General features: G+C 74.0%; 14 protein-coding genes and 5 tRNA genes. 7 read left to right on the forward strand and 12 right to left on the reverse strand.

The window, feature by feature from the left end; genetic code table 11:
• Positions 1-4: 4 nt before the first annotated feature.
• Entirely contained in the window at positions 5-472 is a 468-nt protein-coding gene (locus ACTWQC_RS25370; RefSeq protein WP_443318109.1) for a hypothetical protein, read from the reverse strand.
• 161 nt (positions 473-633) lie between these two features.
• On the opposite strand from ACTWQC_RS25370, the gene ACTWQC_RS25375 reads away from it, so the two are divergent.
• Positions 634-1,140 carry a DsbA family protein gene (locus ACTWQC_RS25375; RefSeq protein WP_443318110.1) on the forward strand — a complete coding sequence of 169 codons (507 nt, stop codon included), beginning with the start codon at positions 634-636 and terminating at the stop codon, positions 1,138-1,140.
• 11 nt (positions 1,141-1,151) lie between these two features.
• Here the strand turns inward: ACTWQC_RS25375 and ACTWQC_RS25380 are convergent, their stop codons facing one another.
• The 3 genes from ACTWQC_RS25380 to ACTWQC_RS25390 all read right to left on the reverse strand — a co-directional run bounded on the left by ACTWQC_RS25380 (position 1,152) and on the right by ACTWQC_RS25390 (position 3,943).
• Entirely contained in the window at positions 1,152-1,991 is an 840-nt protein-coding gene (locus ACTWQC_RS25380) for a GNAT family N-acetyltransferase (protein ID WP_443318111.1), read from the reverse strand.
• 69 nt (positions 1,992-2,060) lie between these two features.
• Positions 2,061-2,885, reverse strand: coding sequence for an aminotransferase class IV (locus ACTWQC_RS25385; protein WP_443318112.1), 825 nt, complete (start codon positions 2,883-2,885; stop codon positions 2,061-2,063).
• Entirely contained in the window at positions 2,882-3,943 is a 1,062-nt protein-coding gene (locus tag ACTWQC_RS25390) for a chorismate-binding protein (RefSeq protein WP_443318113.1), read from the reverse strand. Before ACTWQC_RS25390 ends, ACTWQC_RS25385 begins: the two co-directional genes overlap by 4 nt.
• 197 nt (positions 3,944-4,140) lie before the next feature.
• On the opposite strand from ACTWQC_RS25390, the gene ACTWQC_RS25395 reads away from it, so the two are divergent.
• The 5 genes from ACTWQC_RS25395 to ACTWQC_RS25415 all read left to right on the forward strand — a co-directional run bounded on the left by ACTWQC_RS25395 (position 4,141) and on the right by ACTWQC_RS25415 (position 4,664).
• Positions 4,141-4,213, forward strand: a tRNA-Gly gene (locus tag ACTWQC_RS25395).
• A gap of 32 nt (positions 4,214-4,245) precedes the next feature.
• Positions 4,246-4,316, forward strand: a tRNA-Cys gene (locus ACTWQC_RS25400).
• A 4-nt stretch (positions 4,317-4,320) separates the two neighbouring features.
• Positions 4,321-4,392: transfer RNA gene (locus ACTWQC_RS25405), tRNA-Val, on the forward strand.
• Between the two features lie 99 nt (positions 4,393-4,491).
• Positions 4,492-4,563: transfer RNA gene (locus tag ACTWQC_RS25410), tRNA-Val, on the forward strand.
• A 29-nt stretch (positions 4,564-4,592) separates the two neighbouring features.
• Positions 4,593-4,664 (forward strand) — tRNA-Val (locus tag ACTWQC_RS25415).
• Between the two features lie 66 nt (positions 4,665-4,730).
• On the opposite strand, the gene ACTWQC_RS25420 is transcribed toward ACTWQC_RS25415, so the two are convergent.
• The 3 genes from ACTWQC_RS25420 to ACTWQC_RS25430 all read right to left on the reverse strand — a co-directional run bounded on the left by ACTWQC_RS25420 (position 4,731) and on the right by ACTWQC_RS25430 (position 7,371).
• Entirely contained in the window at positions 4,731-5,012 is a 282-nt protein-coding gene (locus ACTWQC_RS25420; protein WP_443318114.1) for a TFIIB-type zinc ribbon-containing protein, read from the reverse strand.
• Between the two features lie 71 nt (positions 5,013-5,083).
• A complete protein-coding gene (locus tag ACTWQC_RS25425) occupies positions 5,084-6,196 on the reverse strand; it encodes a phosphotransferase family protein (RefSeq protein WP_443318115.1) in 1,113 nt (370 codons plus the stop codon).
• 968 nt (positions 6,197-7,164) lie between these two features.
• A complete protein-coding gene (locus ACTWQC_RS25430; protein WP_443318116.1) occupies positions 7,165-7,371 on the reverse strand; it encodes a hypothetical protein in 207 nt (68 codons plus the stop codon).
• A gap of 631 nt (positions 7,372-8,002) precedes the next feature.
• Between ACTWQC_RS25430 and ACTWQC_RS25435 the strand changes: the two genes are divergently transcribed.
• Positions 8,003-9,277, forward strand: a complete 1,275-nt coding sequence (locus tag ACTWQC_RS25435) for a serine/threonine-protein kinase (RefSeq protein ID WP_443318146.1) — start codon at positions 8,003-8,005, stop codon at positions 9,275-9,277.
• A gap of 7 nt (positions 9,278-9,284) precedes the next feature.
• Here ACTWQC_RS25435 and ACTWQC_RS25440 read toward each other — a convergent pair whose 3' ends face one another.
• The 5 genes from ACTWQC_RS25440 to ACTWQC_RS25460 form a co-directional block, all read right to left on the reverse strand.
• Positions 9,285-10,103 carry a TrmH family RNA methyltransferase gene (locus tag ACTWQC_RS25440; protein ID WP_443318117.1) on the reverse strand — a complete coding sequence of 273 codons (819 nt, stop codon included), beginning with the start codon at positions 10,101-10,103 and terminating at the stop codon, positions 9,285-9,287.
• A gap of 64 nt (positions 10,104-10,167) precedes the next feature.
• Positions 10,168-11,406 (reverse strand): uroporphyrinogen-III C-methyltransferase, encoded by a 1,239-nt coding sequence (gene cobA / locus ACTWQC_RS25445; RefSeq protein WP_443318118.1) that lies wholly within the window; start codon positions 11,404-11,406, stop codon positions 10,168-10,170.
• Between the two features lie 376 nt (positions 11,407-11,782).
• The gene (gene cobT, locus ACTWQC_RS25450; RefSeq protein ID WP_443318119.1) at positions 11,783-15,529 is read right to left on the reverse strand and encodes a nicotinate-nucleotide--dimethylbenzimidazole phosphoribosyltransferase; all 3,747 of its coding nucleotides are present in this window, start codon (positions 15,527-15,529) and stop codon (positions 11,783-11,785) included.
• Between the two features lie 316 nt (positions 15,530-15,845).
• Positions 15,846-17,105, reverse strand: a complete 1,260-nt coding sequence (gene cbiE, locus ACTWQC_RS25455; protein WP_443318120.1) for a precorrin-6y C5,15-methyltransferase (decarboxylating) subunit CbiE — start codon at positions 17,103-17,105, stop codon at positions 15,846-15,848.
• 141 nt (positions 17,106-17,246) lie between these two features.
• Positions 17,247-17,885: a GNAT family N-acetyltransferase gene (locus ACTWQC_RS25460; protein WP_443318121.1), complete on the reverse strand. Its 639-nt coding sequence runs from the start codon at positions 17,883-17,885 to the stop codon at positions 17,247-17,249.
• Positions 17,886-18,085: the final 200 nt, after the last annotated feature.

Below are 18,085 nucleotides of genomic sequence, written 5' to 3' on the forward strand. Positions count from 1 at the left end.
TTCGTCAGATCCCGTGCTTCTTGAGGATCGCCTCGATGTCCTGGAAGTCCTCGAGGCCGTCGGACGATCCGGACCCGGCCTTCGGCTTGGGCTGGACCGCCTGGCGGCCCGGGCCCAGCGTGGGGGCCGAGGCCCCCGGCTCCACGGCCGGCCGCCCTGCTGGCCCGTGCACCCTGCGTCCCGCGCCGCGCCGCCCCGCGATCCTGGCGGCCGCGAAGAGCACCACGGATGTGGCGAGGACCGCGAAGCCCGCCCACACCGACGGCTTGAACACCAGGTCCGCGGCCCAGTCGCCGACGGCCCGCCCGACCTTCCCGCCCAGCTCCGCGAGCCCGGCCATGGCCAGGCCGACGGGGATCAGCGAGAGCGCGGCGATCCGGGTCGCGCGCAGGAAGCGGCGCCGGTACGCCGTGAGGATCGCGATCGCGAGGCCCGCGGCGGACAGCGCCACGCATACGGTCGTGGTCAGCATCGCGCGCACTCCCATCCCCGTCGTGGTGGTCGTGCTTCCATCGTGCACCGCCCGCCATGGCACCGGCCATGCCCCGGGCGCTCCCTCAGGGACATCTCCGGGACGCGCTCCTTCCCAGGTGCCGGTTCGAGCGGCCCTGGTCGTCCTGCGAGACTGGCGCCATGAGCAACGCCACCCCGAGCCGCCCCGTCCTCGACCTCTGGTGCGAGCTGCAGTGCCCGGACTGCCGCGCCACCCTGGAAGACCTGCGCGCCCTGCGCGAGCGCTACGGCGAGGCGCTCGAGCTGCGCCTTCGGCACTTCCCGCTCGAGAAGCACAAGCACGCCTACGCCGCGGCCCAGGCCGCCGAGGAGGCCGCGGCGCAGGGCAGGGGCTGGCCGTACGTGGAAGCGGTGCTGGGACGTACGGAGGAGCTGGCGGCGCGGGGTGAGCCGCTGCTCGTGGAGGTGGCTGGAGAACTCGGCCTGGACACCGAGGAGATGGACACCGCGCTGATCGACGGGCGGCACATGCTGATCGTGGACGCGGACCAGGCGGAGGGGAAGGCGATCGGGGTCACGGGCACGCCGACGTATGTGATCGGCGACGAGCGTCTCGACGGCGGGAAGAGCCAGGAAGGCCTGCGGCAGCGGATCGAGGAGATCGCCGACCGGCTGCTGGGCCGCTGACGCGCCAGGCGTCAGATCAGCGGCTTGTACAGGTGGCGCCGGGCCGTCTCGTAGCCCAGCGACTCGTACAGCCGGATCGCCGGGGTGTTTCCCGCGAAGACGTTGAGGCCGAGGCGGTCGGCCCCTGCGGCCCGGCACTCGTGCTCGGCGACCAGCATCAGCGAACGCCCGTGGCCGTGCCCTCGGTGCTTCTCGCCGACCCGGACGTCGAAGACGAAGCCGTCGTAGTCGCCGGGCAGGTCCTCGGCCACGGACACCCACAGGGTGCCCACGTCGGTGCCCTGGTGGGACAGGATGCGCAGCACGGCGCCCGGCGTGCGCACGCCGTACGGCAGCATGGCGGCGTGGTCCGCCTCGGCCTTGGCCCGCGCCTCGTCCTCGGGCACGCCCCGGTCGGTCCAGCTCTCCACGTACTCCCGCTTCGCGGAGTCGAGCCAGGCCGCGAACTCGGACTCGCTCATCGGCCGGGCCTCGCTGCCCTCGGGGGGTCCGGGCGGCTGCTCGGGGACCTTCTTGACCATGTTCCGGTTGCGCTCGGTGTAGCCGAGCGCGACGGCCAGGTGCCGGGCCGTCGTCGCGGCCGCCGGGACGATCACCTCGATACGGCGGCAGCCCCAGCCGCGCAGCACTTCCTCGGCGGCGAGCGCGGCGACGGTGCCGCGGCCGCGCCGCCGGTCGCGCTCCTCGATCCGCAGGTCCACGATGCGGCCCACGGCCGGGCCGAACCTGCTGTCCGTACTGAGCTCGATCGTGCCGACCCGGCGACCGTTGACACAGACCTCGTAGTCGCGGGACCGCAGCCCGTCGGGGCCGCGCCGTTCCGGCCCCGTGGGCCGCAGGGTGGTGGTCATCAGAGGTGTTGTACCTGCTCCGCGGCCCCGCGTCACCCGTTTCGGCCAGGCCCTGTCCGGGTCTGCGACTCAGCGCGGGTCGGGGTCGGCGGCGGACCGCTCGTCGAAGATCCGCATCGCCTTGGCCGTGACCGGGCCCGGCGCGCCGGGCAGTTCCCGGCCGTCGACCCGGTGCACACCCTGGACGTCGCGGAGCGTGGAGGTCAGGAACACCTCGTCGGCGCGCTCGAGCACGTCCAGCGGCAGGTCGGTCTCCTTCGCCCCGGCCCAGTCCGCAACGAGGGCGCGGGTGATGCCCGCGAGGCAGCCCGAGGCGAGCGGCGGAGTGTGGAGCTCGCCGTCGAGCACGACGAAGACGTTGGCGCCGGTGCCCTCGCAGAGCTGCCCGACGGTGTTGGCGAGCAGCGCCTCGGAGGCGCCGTGCTCGCGCGCCCTGGCCAGCGCGACCACGTTCTCGGCGTACGACGTGGTCTTCAGGCCGGAGAGCGCGCCGCGCTCGTTGCGGGTCCAGGGCACGGTCACAACCGCCGTGGTGTCGGGGCGGCGGGTCGTCTCACCGAGCGCGACGACCAGCGTGGCCGGGGCGGTACCCCGGTCGGAACCGAGCGGCGAGAGCCCGCCGGTGTAGGTGATCCGCAGTCGGCCGAGCGGCATCGGTTCGGCCGCCAGCACCGCGTCACAGGCCCGCCGCACCTCGTCGAGGTCCGGCTCGGGCAGCCCGAGACCTCGGGCGGAGCGTGCGAGCCGTTCGAGGTGCCGGGTCATCGCGAAGGCCCGTCCTTCGACCGCCTTGATCGTCTCGAAGACGCCGTCGCCGACCGTGAGACCGTGATCGAGCACGGAGACCCGCGCCGCGTCGGCGTCCCGCAGCCCGCCGTCGAGCCAGATCTTCATCGTGGGGACCTCCCCGTCTCGGCGTATGTGCCCGACGCTACCGCGAGCAGCCGGGAAGCCTTCAGTTCGGTCTCGTCCCACTCGCGGTCCGGGTCCGAGCCCCAGGTGATCCCGGCGCCCGTGCCGAAGCGCAGGACGGGGCGACCGGGCCCGGCCCGGTCGATCCAGAACGTACGGATGCCGACGGCCAGCTCGCCCGTACCGCGGTCCGCGTCGACCCAGCCGATGCCGCCGCAGTACGGGCCGCGGGGCGCAGTCTCCAGCGCCTCGATGACCCGCAGCGCGCTGGACTTGGGGGCGCCGGTGACCGAGCCGGGAGGGAACGTCCCGGCAAGCAGCTCTGGCCAGCCCGCGCCGTCGGCCAGCTCGCCGCGCACGGTGGAGACGAGGTGTACCAGACCCGGGTGCTCCTCGACGGCGCACAGCGCGGGGACGGTCACCGAGCCGGTGGCGCAGACCCGGCCCAGGTCGTTGCGGACCAGGTCCACGATCATCACGTTCTCGGCGCGGTCCTTGTCCAGGAGATCGGCCGCCGTACGCCCCGTGCCCTTGATCGGCCCGGACTCCACGACCCGGCCGTCACGGCGCAGGAAGAGCTCGGGCGAGGCGGTGGCCACCTCGACGCCATGGGCAGGCAGCCGGACCGTACCGGCGTACGGAGCCGGGTTGCCGCGGGCGAGCAGCGCGGTCAGCGCGTCGACGTCCGCCGGATCGCCGGTGGCGGGCAGCGGCGCGGACAGAATGCGGCACAGATTGGCCTGGTAGACCTCGCCCGCGGCGATGTGCTCCCGTATCCGCCGCACGCCCGCCGTGTACGCGGCGCGGTCGAGCGAGGACGTCCAGTCGCCGGCGGCGGGGCCGCGCCATGCGCCGGGCTCCGGGCCGGGGACGGGCTCGTGCCGTACGTCCCCGAAGCGGGCGCAGACCAGCCGGCCCTCGAAGTCCGCGACCACGGCCCAGAAGCCGGAGGAGTCCAGGGCGGCAGGATCGCTGGTCACATCGCACAGATCGGAGGCCAGGAGGCCGCCGAAGCGGGCGAGCGGGACGAGGTCGTGCACGGCTGCGAGTCTATGGCGGCCCCGCCCGGGGCGCCCCGGGCGGGCAAGAGGCGGCGCACAGTCGGGCAAGCAGCGGTGCACGCTGGGGAAACGGAATTTGAGCTGGCCCAGGAATCCGCTAGAGTTCAACACGTCGCCGGGACGCGGGTGCGCCCCGGGGATGGGGCAGATCCCGGACCGAGTCCGGGGACGCACCTGCGGACGTGGCTCAGTTGGTAGAGCATCACCTTGCCAAGGTGAGGGTCGCGAGTTCGAATCTCGTCGTCCGCTCGACGTGGGGGATCATCCCGAACCCCCGCACTGGTGGAGTGGCCGAGAGGCGAGGCAACGGCCTGCAAAGCCGTCTACACGGGTTCAAATCCCGTCTCCACCTCTACGGACGATTAGCTCAGCGGGAGAGCGCTTCCCTGACACGGAAGAGGTCACTGGTTCAATCCCAGTATCGTCCACTGGGTCCGCGAGGACCTTCCCCGGAAGTACTCCCCCTGGCTTCGCCGGGGGGGACCCCTACCCAGCGGTGGCTGGGAGACTTCGGTACGGGGAGCCCAGCGCGATTAGCTCAGCGGGAGAGCGCTTCCCTGACACGGAAGAGGTCACTGGTTCAATCCCAGTATCGCGCACGCACCATCGGTGGCATTCGCTGCACCGAGGACGATTAGCTCAGCGGGAGAGCGCTTCCCTGACACGGAAGAGGTCACTGGTTCAATCCCAGTATCGTCCACACCGATCGGCCGAGGGCCGGAGCCTTGAGCTCCGGCCCTCGGCCGTTCGCCGTGCTCGGGGTCTCTCAGGAGGAGAAGAGCATCCGGCCGAAGCTCCGGTGGCCGTGACGGTGACCGTGATGGCCGTGATGACCTTGGTGCGGGGCACCCCAGGCCGGGGCGGAGGGGTACGCCTGCGGAGCGGGCGGGGGCGGCGGAGCCTGCTGCGACCACTGCGCCTCGAGCCGGGTCAGCGACTCCAGCTCCCCGTAGTCGAGGAATATCCCCCGGCAACCGCTGCACTGCTCGATCTGGACGCCGTTGCGGTTGTACGTGTGCATCGGCGCATGGCACTTGGGACACTGCATCGTCGGCTCAGCTCCTCGCCGTAAAACGTCGGAAACGCCGGGAAATGCTGCCCGGCGGCTGGGACTTCACGCTACGGCCTGGCGGCCCGCGACATGCCGCCGGGCTCCGGATCGGCGGTATGGGTGCCGGGCTCCGAACCGGCCATGCGGGCGCAGGCGTCGAGCAGCGCCCGCTCGGCCTCGTCGAGGGGGCGGCGCCCCGCGGGGGCCTTGGCGAGCGCGAGCGCGGCCGACTGGACCGTCAGCGCCCGGGCGGGGACGTCGAGTTCCGGCCAGGGGTCGCCCTCGGGCCGTACGGCCGGGCCGCCGGAGGAGCGGTACGCGTCCAGGAAGCGCTGCCACACACCTGGGGCGAGCAGGCCGACGGCGAACCAGGCCGCCGGGCGGGCGAGATCCCAAGCCGGGTCGCCGATGCCGAGGTCGTCGACGTCGATCAGCAGCCACGGGCCGTGGAAGGCGGGGTGCCTGACGAGCTGACCGAGGTGCCAGTCGCCGTGGCAGAGGGCGCGGGCGCGCGGCGGCGGGGCCTCGCCCCGTGCCCAGGGCGGCAGGGCGTCCCAGGCGCGCAGCACGGTCGCGGGGCCGGGCTCGGCGCCGCTCCCGCGCTCGGTGGCGGTCGCGGTCACGCGCTCGGTCGCGCCCTCGCTCGTCCAGGCGGCTGCCCGCAGCCGGGCGATGGCCCGCGCGGCCTTGGCCGGACCGCGCATCGGCGGGACGGGTCCCGCCAGTTCGGCAGGCGGAACGGAGTGCAGCCGTGCGAGGAGGACCGCGGCCTCCTCCCACGGGGCGGCGTCGGGCTCATCGGGCGAGACGGGTTCGCCGGCGGGCCACAGCGTAGCCGGGCGCCCGTCGTGCAGGACGCCGAGCAGGTCGCCATCGCGCGACACCGGCAGCGGCGGGAGCAGGACGCCACCGAGCCGCGGATGGGCGGCGATCCGGAGCCGCGCGGCGAGCGCGGCGGGATCGCTGCCGGGGGCGTGCGCCTTGGAGACGACGGGCCCGATCCGTACGACGGTGCCGTCGGGGCGGTCGGCGACGACGGTCGCCTCGCCGGCGGGGCCGCCGGTCGCCTCGCCGGCGGGGCCGCTCCGCGCGGCGGGGAGGGGGCACGACGCGAGCCCGCGTCGCGCGGCCTCCGCGCCGCGCCCGAACGCGGCCAACTGCTCGGCCAGCGACGTCCCCAAGGCATCCCCCTGCGGGTTTCTCCGTTTCCCGCCCGGCGGGCTCGGATCGGATCTTACGGCGGGCTAGCGGTGCTGTGATTGGGCCCGGCCTTCGGCCGGGGCGCCTCGTGTGCGGTGGGTGGGTCAGGGGTGGGGCGGGGTAGTCCCTCTGGGGCTGCATGATTTACGGGCCGGCACGGTCGTTCGCCCTCTGCGGGCCGCCGGTAAGCCGGCCCACAAATCACGCTTTACGCCCCTGCCGGGACCACCCCGCCCCACCCCTTCCCGCCGTCGCGCGTCTGCCACCCGTCCCCCACTTCCCCCAACCATCACCAACTCAGCCATGACGGCCGGGGCCAGTCGGCCACCGCCGTATCCCCCTGCACGTGAACGCTGGCGGCGCCGCATAGGCCTGTAACAAGCTGAGATGGGTGACATGCGGTCCACCCGACGGCACATCGCCGACCGCAGACACCATCACACCCGAGCCCCCGCACCTGGCCGTCAGGGTGGGCGCAAGGGGCCCGGGGACCGACCGCATGGACCATCACAGCACCCCCACGGGGCGCACTCAGTGAGCCACTGGCGGGAGCGGACAGGGACCGACCGCATGGCCATTACAGCGCCCGCCGCGCACGGTCCGCAGGCGGGTACCGGCGGGAGGGGGCGGGGTGGGGTGGTCCCGGCAGGGGCGTAAAGCGTGATTTATGGGCCGGCTTGACTGCGGCCCGCACGGGATGTACGACCGTGCCGGCCCGTAAATCATGCAGCCCCAGAGGGGCCACCCCACCCCGCCCCCGACCCACGCACCCACCGACCCGCCGCCACCCACCACCCCCGCGGAGCGGCCGTCGCGGCGAGCGAAACGGCACTGCCCGGACAGTTCCCCAACTGTCCGGGCATTCGTGCCGTCCGCCGCACCCCCGTCCCCACGGGGTTGATGGCCGGTATCCCCGGCCCGGGCCGCTCTCCCGGGCCCGGGGCGCCGCTCAGCGCCCCAGCAAACCGACCACGGACGACGCCTGTGTGACGACGGCCTCCCAGCCGCCGAAGACCACCGCGAGCAGTGCCGCAAGCGGCAGCACCATCGCGGTGGCGACCAGCGGGTGGCGCGTGCCGGACGGCCGGACGCCGAACGCGGCGACCGCCTTGCGTCCCTGCGACCGGAAGGCCGCTCGTCCCACCGTCTCCGCCATGGCCCCCGCTCCCTTCCCGCACCGCTTCCCGTTTGGGGCGGCGGGCGTCTGACCTCGGGGGACGAGTGCTCCGCCCGCCGCTTGACTTCAACATTAGGGGCGCGTCCACGCCCGGTCGTCATGCCGTCGTATCGATTGCCGGGCCTCCCGGAGGATGACACCGGCCGGAAGCGGATACTCCCCTGGGTGGAGATGCGCTCCTACGCCTGAGGGTCATCCCCGAGGGGGCGGTCCCCGTCCTCCGTTCTGGGCACGGGTGCTCTGGGCCCCTCTCATTGCGAAGCGTTGGGAGAGGGTGACTTCGCTCACCTCCACCACTCCCCTGCGCACCGCCGTCTCCACCCTGCGGCCGCCCGCGAGGCCACCATGTCGTACGTCCGCGTCGTGTCCCCGGCGTCCACGGCTATCTCCACCCGGTCACCTTCACCGGATCAATCCCCCTTCCGAGATGGGCCGTTGTGATCTCGCACCCGATCGAGGGACCGGATACCGCAGCTGCCCCCGCCCGTACTCCCAGGATCCCACCGGGTACTGACAATCCGTCGGCCGACGCATGCGCCGCCTATGAGCGCACTGGGCCCTCAATCCGTAAGCTGTGCCACGTCAGACGGACCGGCTAGCGGGGATGGACATGGCGATGATGCGGCTCCGGCGCGAGGACCCGCGTGTCGTCGGCTCGTTCAGGCTCCACAGGCGGCTGGGCGCCGGCGGCATGGGCGTGGTGTACCTCGGTTCGGACCGGCGCGGGCAGCGGGTGGCGCTGAAGGTGATCCGGCCGGACCTGGCGGAGGATCAGGAGTTCCGCTCGCGTTTCGCGCGCGAGGTGTCGGCGGCCCGCCGGATCCGCGGCGGCTGTACGGCCCGGCTGGTGGCCGCGGACCTGGAGGCGGACCGGCCGTGGTTCGCCACCCAGTACGTGCCGGGCCCCTCGCTGCACGACAAGGTGACCGAGGAGGGCCCGCTGTCGGCGGCACGGACCGCGTCGATCGGCGCGGCCCTGTCCGAGGGCCTGGTGGCCGTGCACGAGGCCGGTGTTGTGCACCGCGATCTCAAGCCGTCGAACATTCTCCTCTCCCCCAAGGGCCCCCGGATCATCGACTTCGGCATCGCCTGGGCGACCGGGGCCAGCACGCTGACGCACGTCGGTACGGCCGTCGGCTCGCCCGGCTTCCTCGCGCCCGAGCAGGTGCGGGGCGCCGCCGTGACCCCGGCGACCGACGTCTTCGCGCTGGGCGCGACCCTCGCCTATTGCGCGACCGCGGACTCCCCCTTCGGCCAGGGCAGTTCGGAGGTCATGCTCTACCGCGTGGTGCACGAGGAGCCCCAGCTGTACGGCGTACCGGACTCGCTCGCTCCGCTCATCCAGGCGTGCCTGGCCAAGGATCCCGTGGACCGCCCGACCACCCTGCAGCTGTCCATGCGGCTCAAGGAGATCGCGGCGCGCGAGGCGCAGGGCCTGTCCGAGGTCCGGCCGCCCGCCCAGCGCCTGGAGGCGGACCGTCCGGTGGGTCGCCCGACCGAGGCGTACACGCGGCAGCGCACGGAGCGGCGCCCGTCGTCGGCCGCGCCCCGCGCCCAGTCCCCGCGCGCCTCCACCCCGCGTACGGGGACGCGCCCCGGCCGGCCCACGCCCGTCGCCCGCGGCACCGCGCGCAACGCCGCGCGGGGCGGCACGCGCCCCAACACCCGTACGGCCACGCGCCCGGGAGGCGCGGGCCGCCGCCCCCGGGTCAACCGTCGGCTGCTGCGGCAGCGGTTGATCGTGTTCGTCACGGTCACCCTGCTCGTGGCGCTGGGTATCGCGGCGGCTCAGGGCTGCCAGGGCCCGGCGCGCGGCCTCGGCCTCACGAAGGACTGGTCGGCACAGCACGCCGCACCGGGGTCATCGCCGTCGGCGGCGCGCTGAGGCCGGTTCAGCCCTCCGGGCGGCCGGTCGCCACCGCGTAGAAGGCGACCGCCGCGGCGGCGCCCACGTTGAGCGAGTCGACGCCGTGCGCCATCGGGATACGGACCCACTCGTCCGCCGCCACCAGCGCCTGCCTGGACAGCCCTTCGCCCTCCGCCCCGAGCATCAGCGCGACCCGCTCAAGGCGGTGCGGGGCGGCTTCGTCGATGGCTGCGGCCTTCTCGTCGGGGGTCAGGGCGAGCAGCGTGAACCCGGCCTCGCGCACCGCCTCCAGGTCCCGCGGCCAGATTCCCAGCCTCGCGTACGGGACCGAGAAGACCGCTCCCATCGAGACCTTCACCGATCGCCGGTAGAGCGGGTCGGCGCAGTCCGGCGACAGCAGCACCGCGTCCATGCCGAGAGCGGCGGCGCTGCGGAAGATGGCGCCGATGTTGGTGTGGTCGTTGACCGCCTCCATGACCACCACCCGGCGCGCACCGGCCAGCAGTTCCCCGGCGGTGGGCAGCGGCTTGCGCTGCATGGAGGCCAGGGCGCCGCGGTGCACGTGGTAGCCGGTCACCTGCTCGGCGAGCTCGGGGCTCACCGCGTAGACGGGCGCGGGCACCTCGTCGATCACATCGCGCATCACGTCGATCCACTTGGCCGACAGCAGCATCGAGCGCATCTCGTAACCGGCGTGCCTGGCGCGCCGGATCACCTTCTCGCCCTCGGCGATGAACAGCCCTTCCGCGGGCTCCCGCTTGCGCCGGAGCTCGACGTCGGTCAGGCCCGTGTAATCGCTCAGGCGGGGGTCGTCGGGGTCGTCGACCGTGATGAGTTCTGCCACAGGGCGATACTGCCTTGTCCTCGATCCGCTGCCAACGGCTGGGGACAAGTTGGGTTACCGGCGGTTACGCGTGGGGGCTCGCGCCCACTGCGACGACCTCGCCGATGACCACGACCGCCGGCGGCCGTACGCCCTCGGCGCGTACGGTCTCCGCGACGGTCGCCAGTGTGGCGTCGACCCGGCGCTGAGCCGCCGTGGTGCCCTCCTGGATCACGGCGACCGGTGTGTCCGCCGCCCGGCCGTGCCCGATCAGCGCCTCGGCGATGGCGCCGAGGCGCTCCACGGCCATCAGCAGTACCAGCGTGCCGCGCAGCCGGGCGAGCGCCTGCCAGTCGACGAGCGACCGCGGGTCGTCGGGGGCGACATGGCCGCTGACGACGGTGAACTCGTGCGCGACGCCGCGGTGGGTGACGGGGATGCCCGCCGCGCCCGGCACGCTGATCGCGCTCGAGATCCCGGGCACGACGGTGCACGGAATGCCCGCCTCCGCCAGCGCCTCGGCCTCCTCCATGCCGCGGCCGAAGACGAACGGGTCGCCGCCCTTGAGCCGCACGACGGCCTTGCCCGCCTTCGCGTGCTCGATGAGCGCGTTGTTGATCGCCTCCTGGGCCATGAACCGGCCGTACGGGATCTTCGCCGCGTCGATCACCTCGACGTGCGGCGGGAGTTCGTCGAGCAGATCGCGCGGGCCGAGGCGGTCGGCGATCACGACGTCCGCCTCGGCGAGGAGCCGGCGGCCGCGCACCGTGATCAGGTCCGGGTCGCCGGGACCGCCGCCGACCAGGGCGACGCCCGGCGTACGGGCGCGGTGGCGGGGGGCGGCGAGCGTACCGTCGCGCAGGCCCTCGACCACCGCGTCCCGTACGGCGGCCGAGCGGCGCGGGTCGCGGCCGGTGAGGACCGCGACGGTGACGCCCTCGCTGCGGCCGGTGGCCGGGGTCCAGGCGGTCGCCGCCTCGGCGTCGTCGCTGCGCACGCACCACACGCGGTGGGCCTCGGCCTCTGCGGAGGCTGCGGCGTTCGCCTCGGCGTCGTCGGTGGTGATCAGCGCGTACCAGGCGTCCGCCAGGTCGCCTGCGCGGTAGCGGCGGCGCTCCCAGCGCAGCTCGCCCGCCTCTGCCATCGCCTCGACGGAGGGGGTCGCCGAGGGCGCGATCAACAGAACGTCCGCGCCTGCGGCCAGCAGTCCGGGGAGCCGCCGCTGCGCGACCTGGCCGGCGCCGACGACGACGACCCGGCGTCCGGCGAGACGCAGTCCGACGGGGTAGGCGGGGGTCGCGGGGTGGGCGGCGTTGTCGGTCATGGCGGTGCGGATCCTCCGTGCGGAGAGGCGGGTGCGGGGCCGCTGCGGCGCTGAAGCGGCGAGTTCGGCCGTGCGACGGCCCTCGCCGCCCACCCTACGGGGCGGCGCCGCGCGCGTCTGCGCGGCCTCCGCCGAAGATCATCCCCGGCCGGGTGTGCGGGGGGCGGGGGAGGCGGCTCCTGTCCGGTGGCGAGTCAGGGGTGGGGCGGGGTGGTCCCTCTCCGGGCACTGAAGCGTGATGTGCGGGCCGGCTTACCGGTGGCCCGCAGGGGCGAACAACCTGCGCGTCGGCCGGTAAATCATGCCGCCGGAAGAGGGGCCGCCCCACCCCGCCTCCGGCCACGAACCGCAGCGCGGAGCGGCCACCCGGCGAGGGTCACGCCTTTTCCGTGACCCCTGCCGAGTCGAACGTCGCCACCTCGTGCATCGCGCGCGCCGCGCTCTGGACCAGGGGGAGGGCCAGGAGCGCGCCCGTGCCCTCTCCGAGGCGGAGGTCGAGGTCGACCAGCGGGCGCAGGCCCAGCTTCGTCAGCGCCGCGACATGGCCCGGCTCCGCGCTGCGGTGGCCCGCGATGCACGCAGCCAGGACCTCCGGAGCGATCGCCCGGGCGACCAGCGCCGCCGCGCCCGCGCTGACGCCGTCGAGGATCACCGGCGTACGGAGCGACGCGGCGCCCAGCAGCAGGCCGACGATCGCCGCGTGCTCAAGACCGCCCACCGCGGCCAGCACCCCCACCGGGTCGGCCGGATCCGGCTGGTGCAGTTCGAGGGCGCGGCGCACCACGTCCACCTTGCGGGCGTGCGTCTCGTCGTTGATGCCCGTGCCGCGGCCGGTCACCTCGGACGCGTCCTGGCCGGTGTAGACCGAGATCAGCGCGGCCGAAACCGTCGTGTTGGCGATGCCCATCTCGCCGCTGAGCAGCGCCTTGTTGCCCGCCGCGACCAGATCCCTCGCGGTCTCGATGCCGACCTCGATCGCCCGCAGCACCTCCTCGCGGCTCAGGGCGGGGCCGGTCGTGAAGTCGCCGGTGCCGTATCGCACCTTGCGCGGCAGCAGCCCCGGGGTGCTGGGCAGTTCGCCCACCACACCCACGTCGACCACACACACCTCGGCGCCGACCTGGTTGGCGAAGGCGTTGCACACCGCCCCGCCGCCCAGGAAGTTGGCGACCATCTGCGCGGTGACCTCCTGCGGCCACGGGGTCACGCCCTGGGCGTGGACGCCGTGGTCACCCGCGAAGATGGCCACCGCCGCGGGTTCAGGAACCGGCGGCGGACACTGCCGTGAAAGCCCGCTCAGCTGCGCGGAGATGATCTCCAGCATGCCGAGCGCGCCCGCCGGCTTCGTCATCCGCTTCTGCCGCTCCCACGCCTCGCCCAGCGCCTTGGCGTCCAGCGGGCGGATGCCCTGGAGGGTTTCCTGCAGGAGGTCGTGCGGCTGCTCGCCGGGGAGCGCCCGGCGGCCGTACGTCTCCTCGTGGACCACCCAGGACAGCGGGCGCCGCTTGGACCAGCCCGCCTGCATCAGCTCGGGCTCGTCCGGGAACTCGTCGACGTACCCGACGCACAGGTAGGCCACGACCTCCAGATGCTCGGGCAGGCCGAGGGCCCGGACCATCTCGCGCTCGTCGAAGAAGCTGACCCAGCCGACACCCAGGCCCTCGGCCCGTGCCGCGAGCCAGAGGTTCTCGACGGCGAGCGCGGAGGAGTACGGCGCCATCTGCGGCTGCGTGTGACGGCCGAGGGTGTGGCGGCCGCCGCGGGTGGGGTCGGCGGTGACGACGATGTTCACCGGCGTGTCGAGGATGGCCTCGATCTTCAGTTCCTTGAACTGCTTCGCCCTGCCCTTGGGGAGGGACTTGGCGTACGCCTCGCGCTGGCGCGTGGCCAGTTCGTGCATCGTGCGCCGGGTCTCGGCGGAGCGGATGACGACGAAGTCCCAGGGCTGGGAGTGGCCGACGCTGGGCGCGGTGTGGGCGGCCTCGAGGACCCGCAGCAGTACGTCGTGCGGGACCGGGTCGGAGCGGAAGCCGTTGCGGATGTCGCGGCGTTCGCGCATGACGCGGAGTACGGCTTCGCGTTCGGCGTCTCCGTACCCCTCTGCGGGGGCGCGGAGGGTGCCCTCGGCATGGTCCGCGGCCGCGTCGTCGCTGTCGGCCGCTGCCTCGTCGTCGGAGGCAGCCGTGGGCGCGGGCTGCGCCTCGGGCTCGGGCTCGGTCGCATCGGCGGCCGCGGGCTCCGGGGCCGGCTCGGCATCGGCCTGCGGCGGCACGGACCTGGGCGCGACGAGTTCGTCGGCCAGGACCTTGGCGGGCTCGGCCGGAGCCTGCTCCTGCTGCTCCTGCTCAGAGCGGTGCGCGGCCGTTCCCTCGTCTGCCTCCGCCGGGGCGAACTGCTCGGCGACCTGCTCAGCCCTCTGTTCGGCCTCCTGCTCGGCCTCGGACTGCGGCTGGGGCTCGGGCCACGTGGCCGGTGTCCCGGCTTCGGCCGCCGACTCCCCGGCGGACGCTCCCGGTCGGGCGGCAGCCGTCTCTTCCGGCGCCTGCGCCGTGGCCGACTCCGCCGACTCCGCCGGCACTTGTTCCGCGCCGCTGCCGCTGCCGTCGCCATCGGCGCCGGCATCGGCTGCTACGTCGCTTGCACCCGCGGGCTGTTGGGCCTCCGGAGCCACTCCTTCGGGCGCGGAGCCGGTATCGGCCGGAGCGGCCGACTGCTGTGGCGGTACGGCAGGGCTCAACGGCAGTTCTGCACTGCCCGGTTCGCGCTGCGCATCAGTCGGTTCCGGCTGCCCGCCGGCGGCTTCCGGCACATCCGGCACGCCCGGATGGTCACCCGGCGTCCTTGCAGCCTCGGTCTCACGGGCACCACCGGCCCCGGCGGGTGCCGGCGGCTCTTCCGGCAGCGAGGCCCCAGGTGCCTGCCCGGACCCGGGCGCCGGTACGGGCTCCTGGACCTGCGCCGGCGCCTGGACCGGTACCGGGCCACCCGGTTGCTCCTGGACCTGCGCCTCCGCCTGCACCTGAGACGGCGCCTGCGCCGGCGCCTGAGACGGCTCCGCCGGGGTGCCGTCTCCGTTGGCCCGGCCCACCGTTTCTGCGGACTCCGCAACACCAGCCGGTGCGGCCACTCCCGCAGGATTCTCCGCCCGCACAGCCGATCCGTCATGCGGCGGCTGCGGATTCCAGTGCGCCAGCGGCGGAATCTCGCCCAGCTGCGGCCCGGGCAGCACTCCCGCGGCCTGCTCCGCGTACGCCGCTACGGATACGGCGACGGCGGGCGCCTCCTCCTGAGGCACGTCGAGGTACTCGGGCCCGGTGGTCACCGGTCCGGCCAGGGGGGCGGCCGCTGCCCCCGCCTGGGCGCGCACACCCGCCGGACCGCGGTCGGCGAGTGAACGCACGACCCCGCCGGACGCCTCCGGTACCGGAGGCCCGAGGTGAAGCGGCCGCCGCGCGGGCGTCGGCGTCCCGGCAGGCGGTGTCGAGGAGACGGGCGACGGGTGCGACGGGGACGCCATCGGCTGCTGGGCGGGGCGCTGGGGCGCGGAACCCTGGGGCATCCGCACCGCGCCGTAGTCGACGGACCCGGTATCGCGGCCTCCGGTCTCATGCGTCCCGGCCTGAGCGTGATCCATCCCCGGCTCGTACGCCCCGGAGTCCGCGGGCTGCTGAGCCTGCGGCGGCACGTATGCGTGCGGCTGCGGGGCGAAATACGGCTGCTGATACGGCTCCTGCTCCTGCCCGGGCTGCTGCGGATATCCGGCGGCCTGAGCCGGAATCTGCGGCTGGGCCTGCGCCTGGGGCGGCACCGCGCCCTGCTGCTGGTCCTGAGCCCGAGGCGGCACCCCGCCATGGGGCTGGGCGTGCGCCTGAGAGGGCGCCGTGCCCTGGGGCTGTTCGCTCCAGGCCCCTTGCGCCCCCGGCATCAGCAGCAGGTCGTCCTCCTCACGCCCGTTCGTCGCCGGGTCGTGGAAGGCGTACGCACCCGGCGCCGGGATGCCGCCCGGCTGCTCCGGCAGGCCGGGGCCTGCAGGGGTGGCGGGAGCCGCGTACCGCGGCGTCTCCTGCTGTCCGCCTGCGTTCTCCGGCAGCCCCTCGCCCGGGACCTGGCCGGTGTCAGTCATGCGTACCCCTCGCCCATCGGTAGTGCTCCTTCCAACCGCTTCCGGCCGCCCGGCCGCGGCGCAGCGACCGCCCCGTAGGAACAACGAGCGTGTACGCCGCGCGGCACGTCGCGCGTCCCCCGACCGCCGTACCACTCACCCTCAATACGGGGGAGATTTCAGGACATTGGCGAACGAAGCATCGAACGCCGTGCGGCGGTACAACAGTCCGCCAGCCTACCGCCCGGAGGCTGTCCGCACGTCACGGGCCGCATGCCGGAACGCCGGTTCCCAGCCAGTCTGCAACCGGCCCACCGGACGGGCCCCCGGCGGCTTCTCAGGCCCTGGAAAGGCGGTGACCGCACAGCAGAAACGCCACTGCACGGTTGTGCTCCGCCCATGCCGAGGCCACCGACGTGTCCAACTCCACAGACTGGATCAAGGCACATTCGACGGCGTAGCCACCGTCGGAGAGTGCCCTGCCAATGGCTTCCGCGGCGTCGCGCGTCGGGGCGTGGGCGACGATCCGCTCCGGGCGGCGGGCGGCGCAGGCGGCCACGACGGGGGCTCCCCCGCCACCCACCCGTACGACGTCGGGTTCGGGCAGATCTTCGAGAATGTGCGGCGCGGTTCCGTGCACGAGCTGGAGCTGGACGCCGTAGTGGCGGGCGACGGCCGCGGTGCGCCCGCAGGCGTCGGGCTCCTTGTCGACGGCGATGACGGCCGCGCCGAACCGCGCGGCCTCGACGGCGGCCGCGCCGCTGCCCGCGCCGATGTCCCAGACGAGGTCGCCCACGCGGGGGCCGAGCCGGGCGAGTTGGGCGGCTCTGAGCTGGGGCGACTCGCCCTCGCCCGGTCCGTCGTGCGCCCCGGGGCCGAAGCCGTAGTCGTGTGCGGGGAGCGCCCAGCCGCGGACCGTGGGGGGCTGCCCGGGGTCCCGGCCCGCGATCCAGCTGCCGCCCTGGACGGCGACGCCGGGCACGGAGGCAGTCTGGAAACCGCCGATGGAGATGACGACGTTCGGGTCGCGCCAGGTGTGGTCGGCGACCTTGTCGGAGGTCAGGACGGTCACCTGCTCGCGGGCGGTGCCCAGTTCCTCGCAGATGACGAAGGTGCGGTGCACCGGGCCGAGGAGCAGGGCGAGTTCGGCGGGTCCGGCGCCGGGCGCGGTGAGGACGGCGACTTTGGGGTGGGCCCGGCAGACGTTCACCGCGCGGCGCAGGTCGCGGCTGTGCGCGACGACGATCTGGGCGTCGTCCCAGGGCATGCCGGCCCGGGCGAAGGCGGTGGCGACGGAGGAGACCGCGGGCACCACCTCGACCTCGAGTCCGTGCTCGGGCGCGCGCAGAGCCCGTACGACGCCGAAGAATCCGGGGTCACCGTCGGCGAGGACGACCGCGGTGCCGCGGTGCCCCGCGATCCGGCGGGCGGCGAGGTCCACGCTGCCGAGCCTGATGCGCTCGGCGGCGGGCGGAACTTCGGGGAGCGCCAGGTGGTGGGCGGCGCCGGCCACGAGGGTGGCCGCGCCGAGCGCGGAGCGGGCTGCGCCGGTCAGGGGCGAGCCGTCCCAGCCGATCACCGTGACCCGGTCGGCCATCGTCGTCAGTCTCCTGGGCAAGTCGCAGGTCGGGGCCCGCGGGGCGGGCGGGCACGGGTGGCACATCGGGGGTACGGGTTTGCCCCGGATGAGCACAGTACCCCGGCTGGTACGGACCGGTAATCCCAGGTCGGGGGTCGGTCAGCCCCAGTCGGGGAACGCGGCGTGGCCGCCGCCGTCGGCCACCGGCTCGGAGAGGTCCTCGAGGTCCTCCGGCAGCAGGCTCCAGACGATCAGGTCGGTGCGGATGTCGGTCCAGCTGCCGTCCTCCGTTTGGGTGCGGGCTATCCACGCGTTGCGGAGCACGCCTTCGCTGATGCCGCCGATCTTCTGCGCGACCTGCTGGGACGCGGTGTTGTCGGCCGCGGTGCGCAGCTCGATGCGCTCGAACTTCTGGTCCCGGAAGAGCCACTGCGCCAGGGCGTGCACCGACTCGGAGGCGTATCCCTCGCCGCGGGCCCAGGGTGCGGTGACGTAGCCGACCTCGGTGGAGCGGCAGCGCCAGTCCGTGTTCTGCAGATGCACGGTGCCGACGAGCCGCTGGGTGAGGAGCTCGGTGACGGCGAAGACGATGCCGCGGCCCTGGGCGCGCTCGGCGGGCGCGAGCCGGGTGACCCAGGCGCGGGCGTCGTCGAGGGTGTACGGCTGGGGTACGGACGTCCAGGCCGTGACGAGTTCGTCGTTCATCATGTCCGCGAGCTCGGGTACGTCCCCTTCCTCGAACGGGCGCAGCACCAGCCGGTCCGTGCTGATGGAGATGTCCGGGAAGGTGGATGTCATGCGCCACTCCGTAACAGGGGGTGATGGAGTACCCCAGGATGCAGCATGGGGCTGCGCAACGGCAGCACCGGGTCAGCTCCGGGTCACACCCCGGTCGCTGTGCGCAGGCGAGTGCGAGGGGCTCCGCACCTGCCGGGGGGAGCCCATCGCTTCCGCGGTGTGCGGGGGTGCGGTTACCCGGCGGCGACCGGCAGCACCGA

Origin of the sequence: Streptomyces sp. 8N616 (assembly GCF_052246385.1) — a bacterium.
Classification (GTDB): Bacteria; Actinomycetota; Actinomycetes; order Streptomycetales; family Streptomycetaceae; genus Streptomyces.

Bases quoted from the DNA above. Each gene is read 5' to 3' on its own strand.
- ACTWQC_RS25370 (WP_443318109.1), bottom strand. From the start codon at position 472: ATGCTGACCACGACCGTATGCGTGGCGCTGTCCGCCGCGGGCCTCGCG.
- ACTWQC_RS25375 (WP_443318110.1), top strand. From the start codon at position 634: ATGAGCAACGCCACCCCGAGCCGCCCCGTCCTCGACCTCTGGTGCGAG.
- ACTWQC_RS25380 (WP_443318111.1), bottom strand. From the start codon at position 1,991: ATGACCACCACCCTGCGGCCCACGGGGCCGGAACGGCGCGGCCCCGAC.
- ACTWQC_RS25385 (WP_443318112.1), bottom strand. From the start codon at position 2,885: ATGAAGATCTGGCTCGACGGCGGGCTGCGGGACGCCGACGCGGCGCGG.
- ACTWQC_RS25420 (WP_443318114.1), bottom strand. From the start codon at position 5,012: ATGCAGTGTCCCAAGTGCCATGCGCCGATGCACACGTACAACCGCAAC.
- ACTWQC_RS25430 (WP_443318116.1), bottom strand. From the start codon at position 7,371: ATGGCGGAGACGGTGGGACGAGCGGCCTTCCGGTCGCAGGGACGCAAG.
- ACTWQC_RS25435 (WP_443318146.1), top strand. From the start codon at position 8,003: ATGGCGATGATGCGGCTCCGGCGCGAGGACCCGCGTGTCGTCGGCTCG.
- cobA (WP_443318118.1), bottom strand. From the start codon at position 11,406: ATGACCGACAACGCCGCCCACCCCGCGACCCCCGCCTACCCCGTCGGA.
- cobT (WP_443318119.1), bottom strand. From the start codon at position 15,529: ATGACTGACACCGGCCAGGTCCCGGGCGAGGGGCTGCCGGAGAACGCA.
- cbiE (WP_443318120.1), bottom strand. From the start codon at position 17,105: ATGGCCGACCGGGTCACGGTGATCGGCTGGGACGGCTCGCCCCTGACC.
- ACTWQC_RS25460 (WP_443318121.1), bottom strand. From the start codon at position 17,885: ATGACATCCACCTTCCCGGACATCTCCATCAGCACGGACCGGCTGGTG.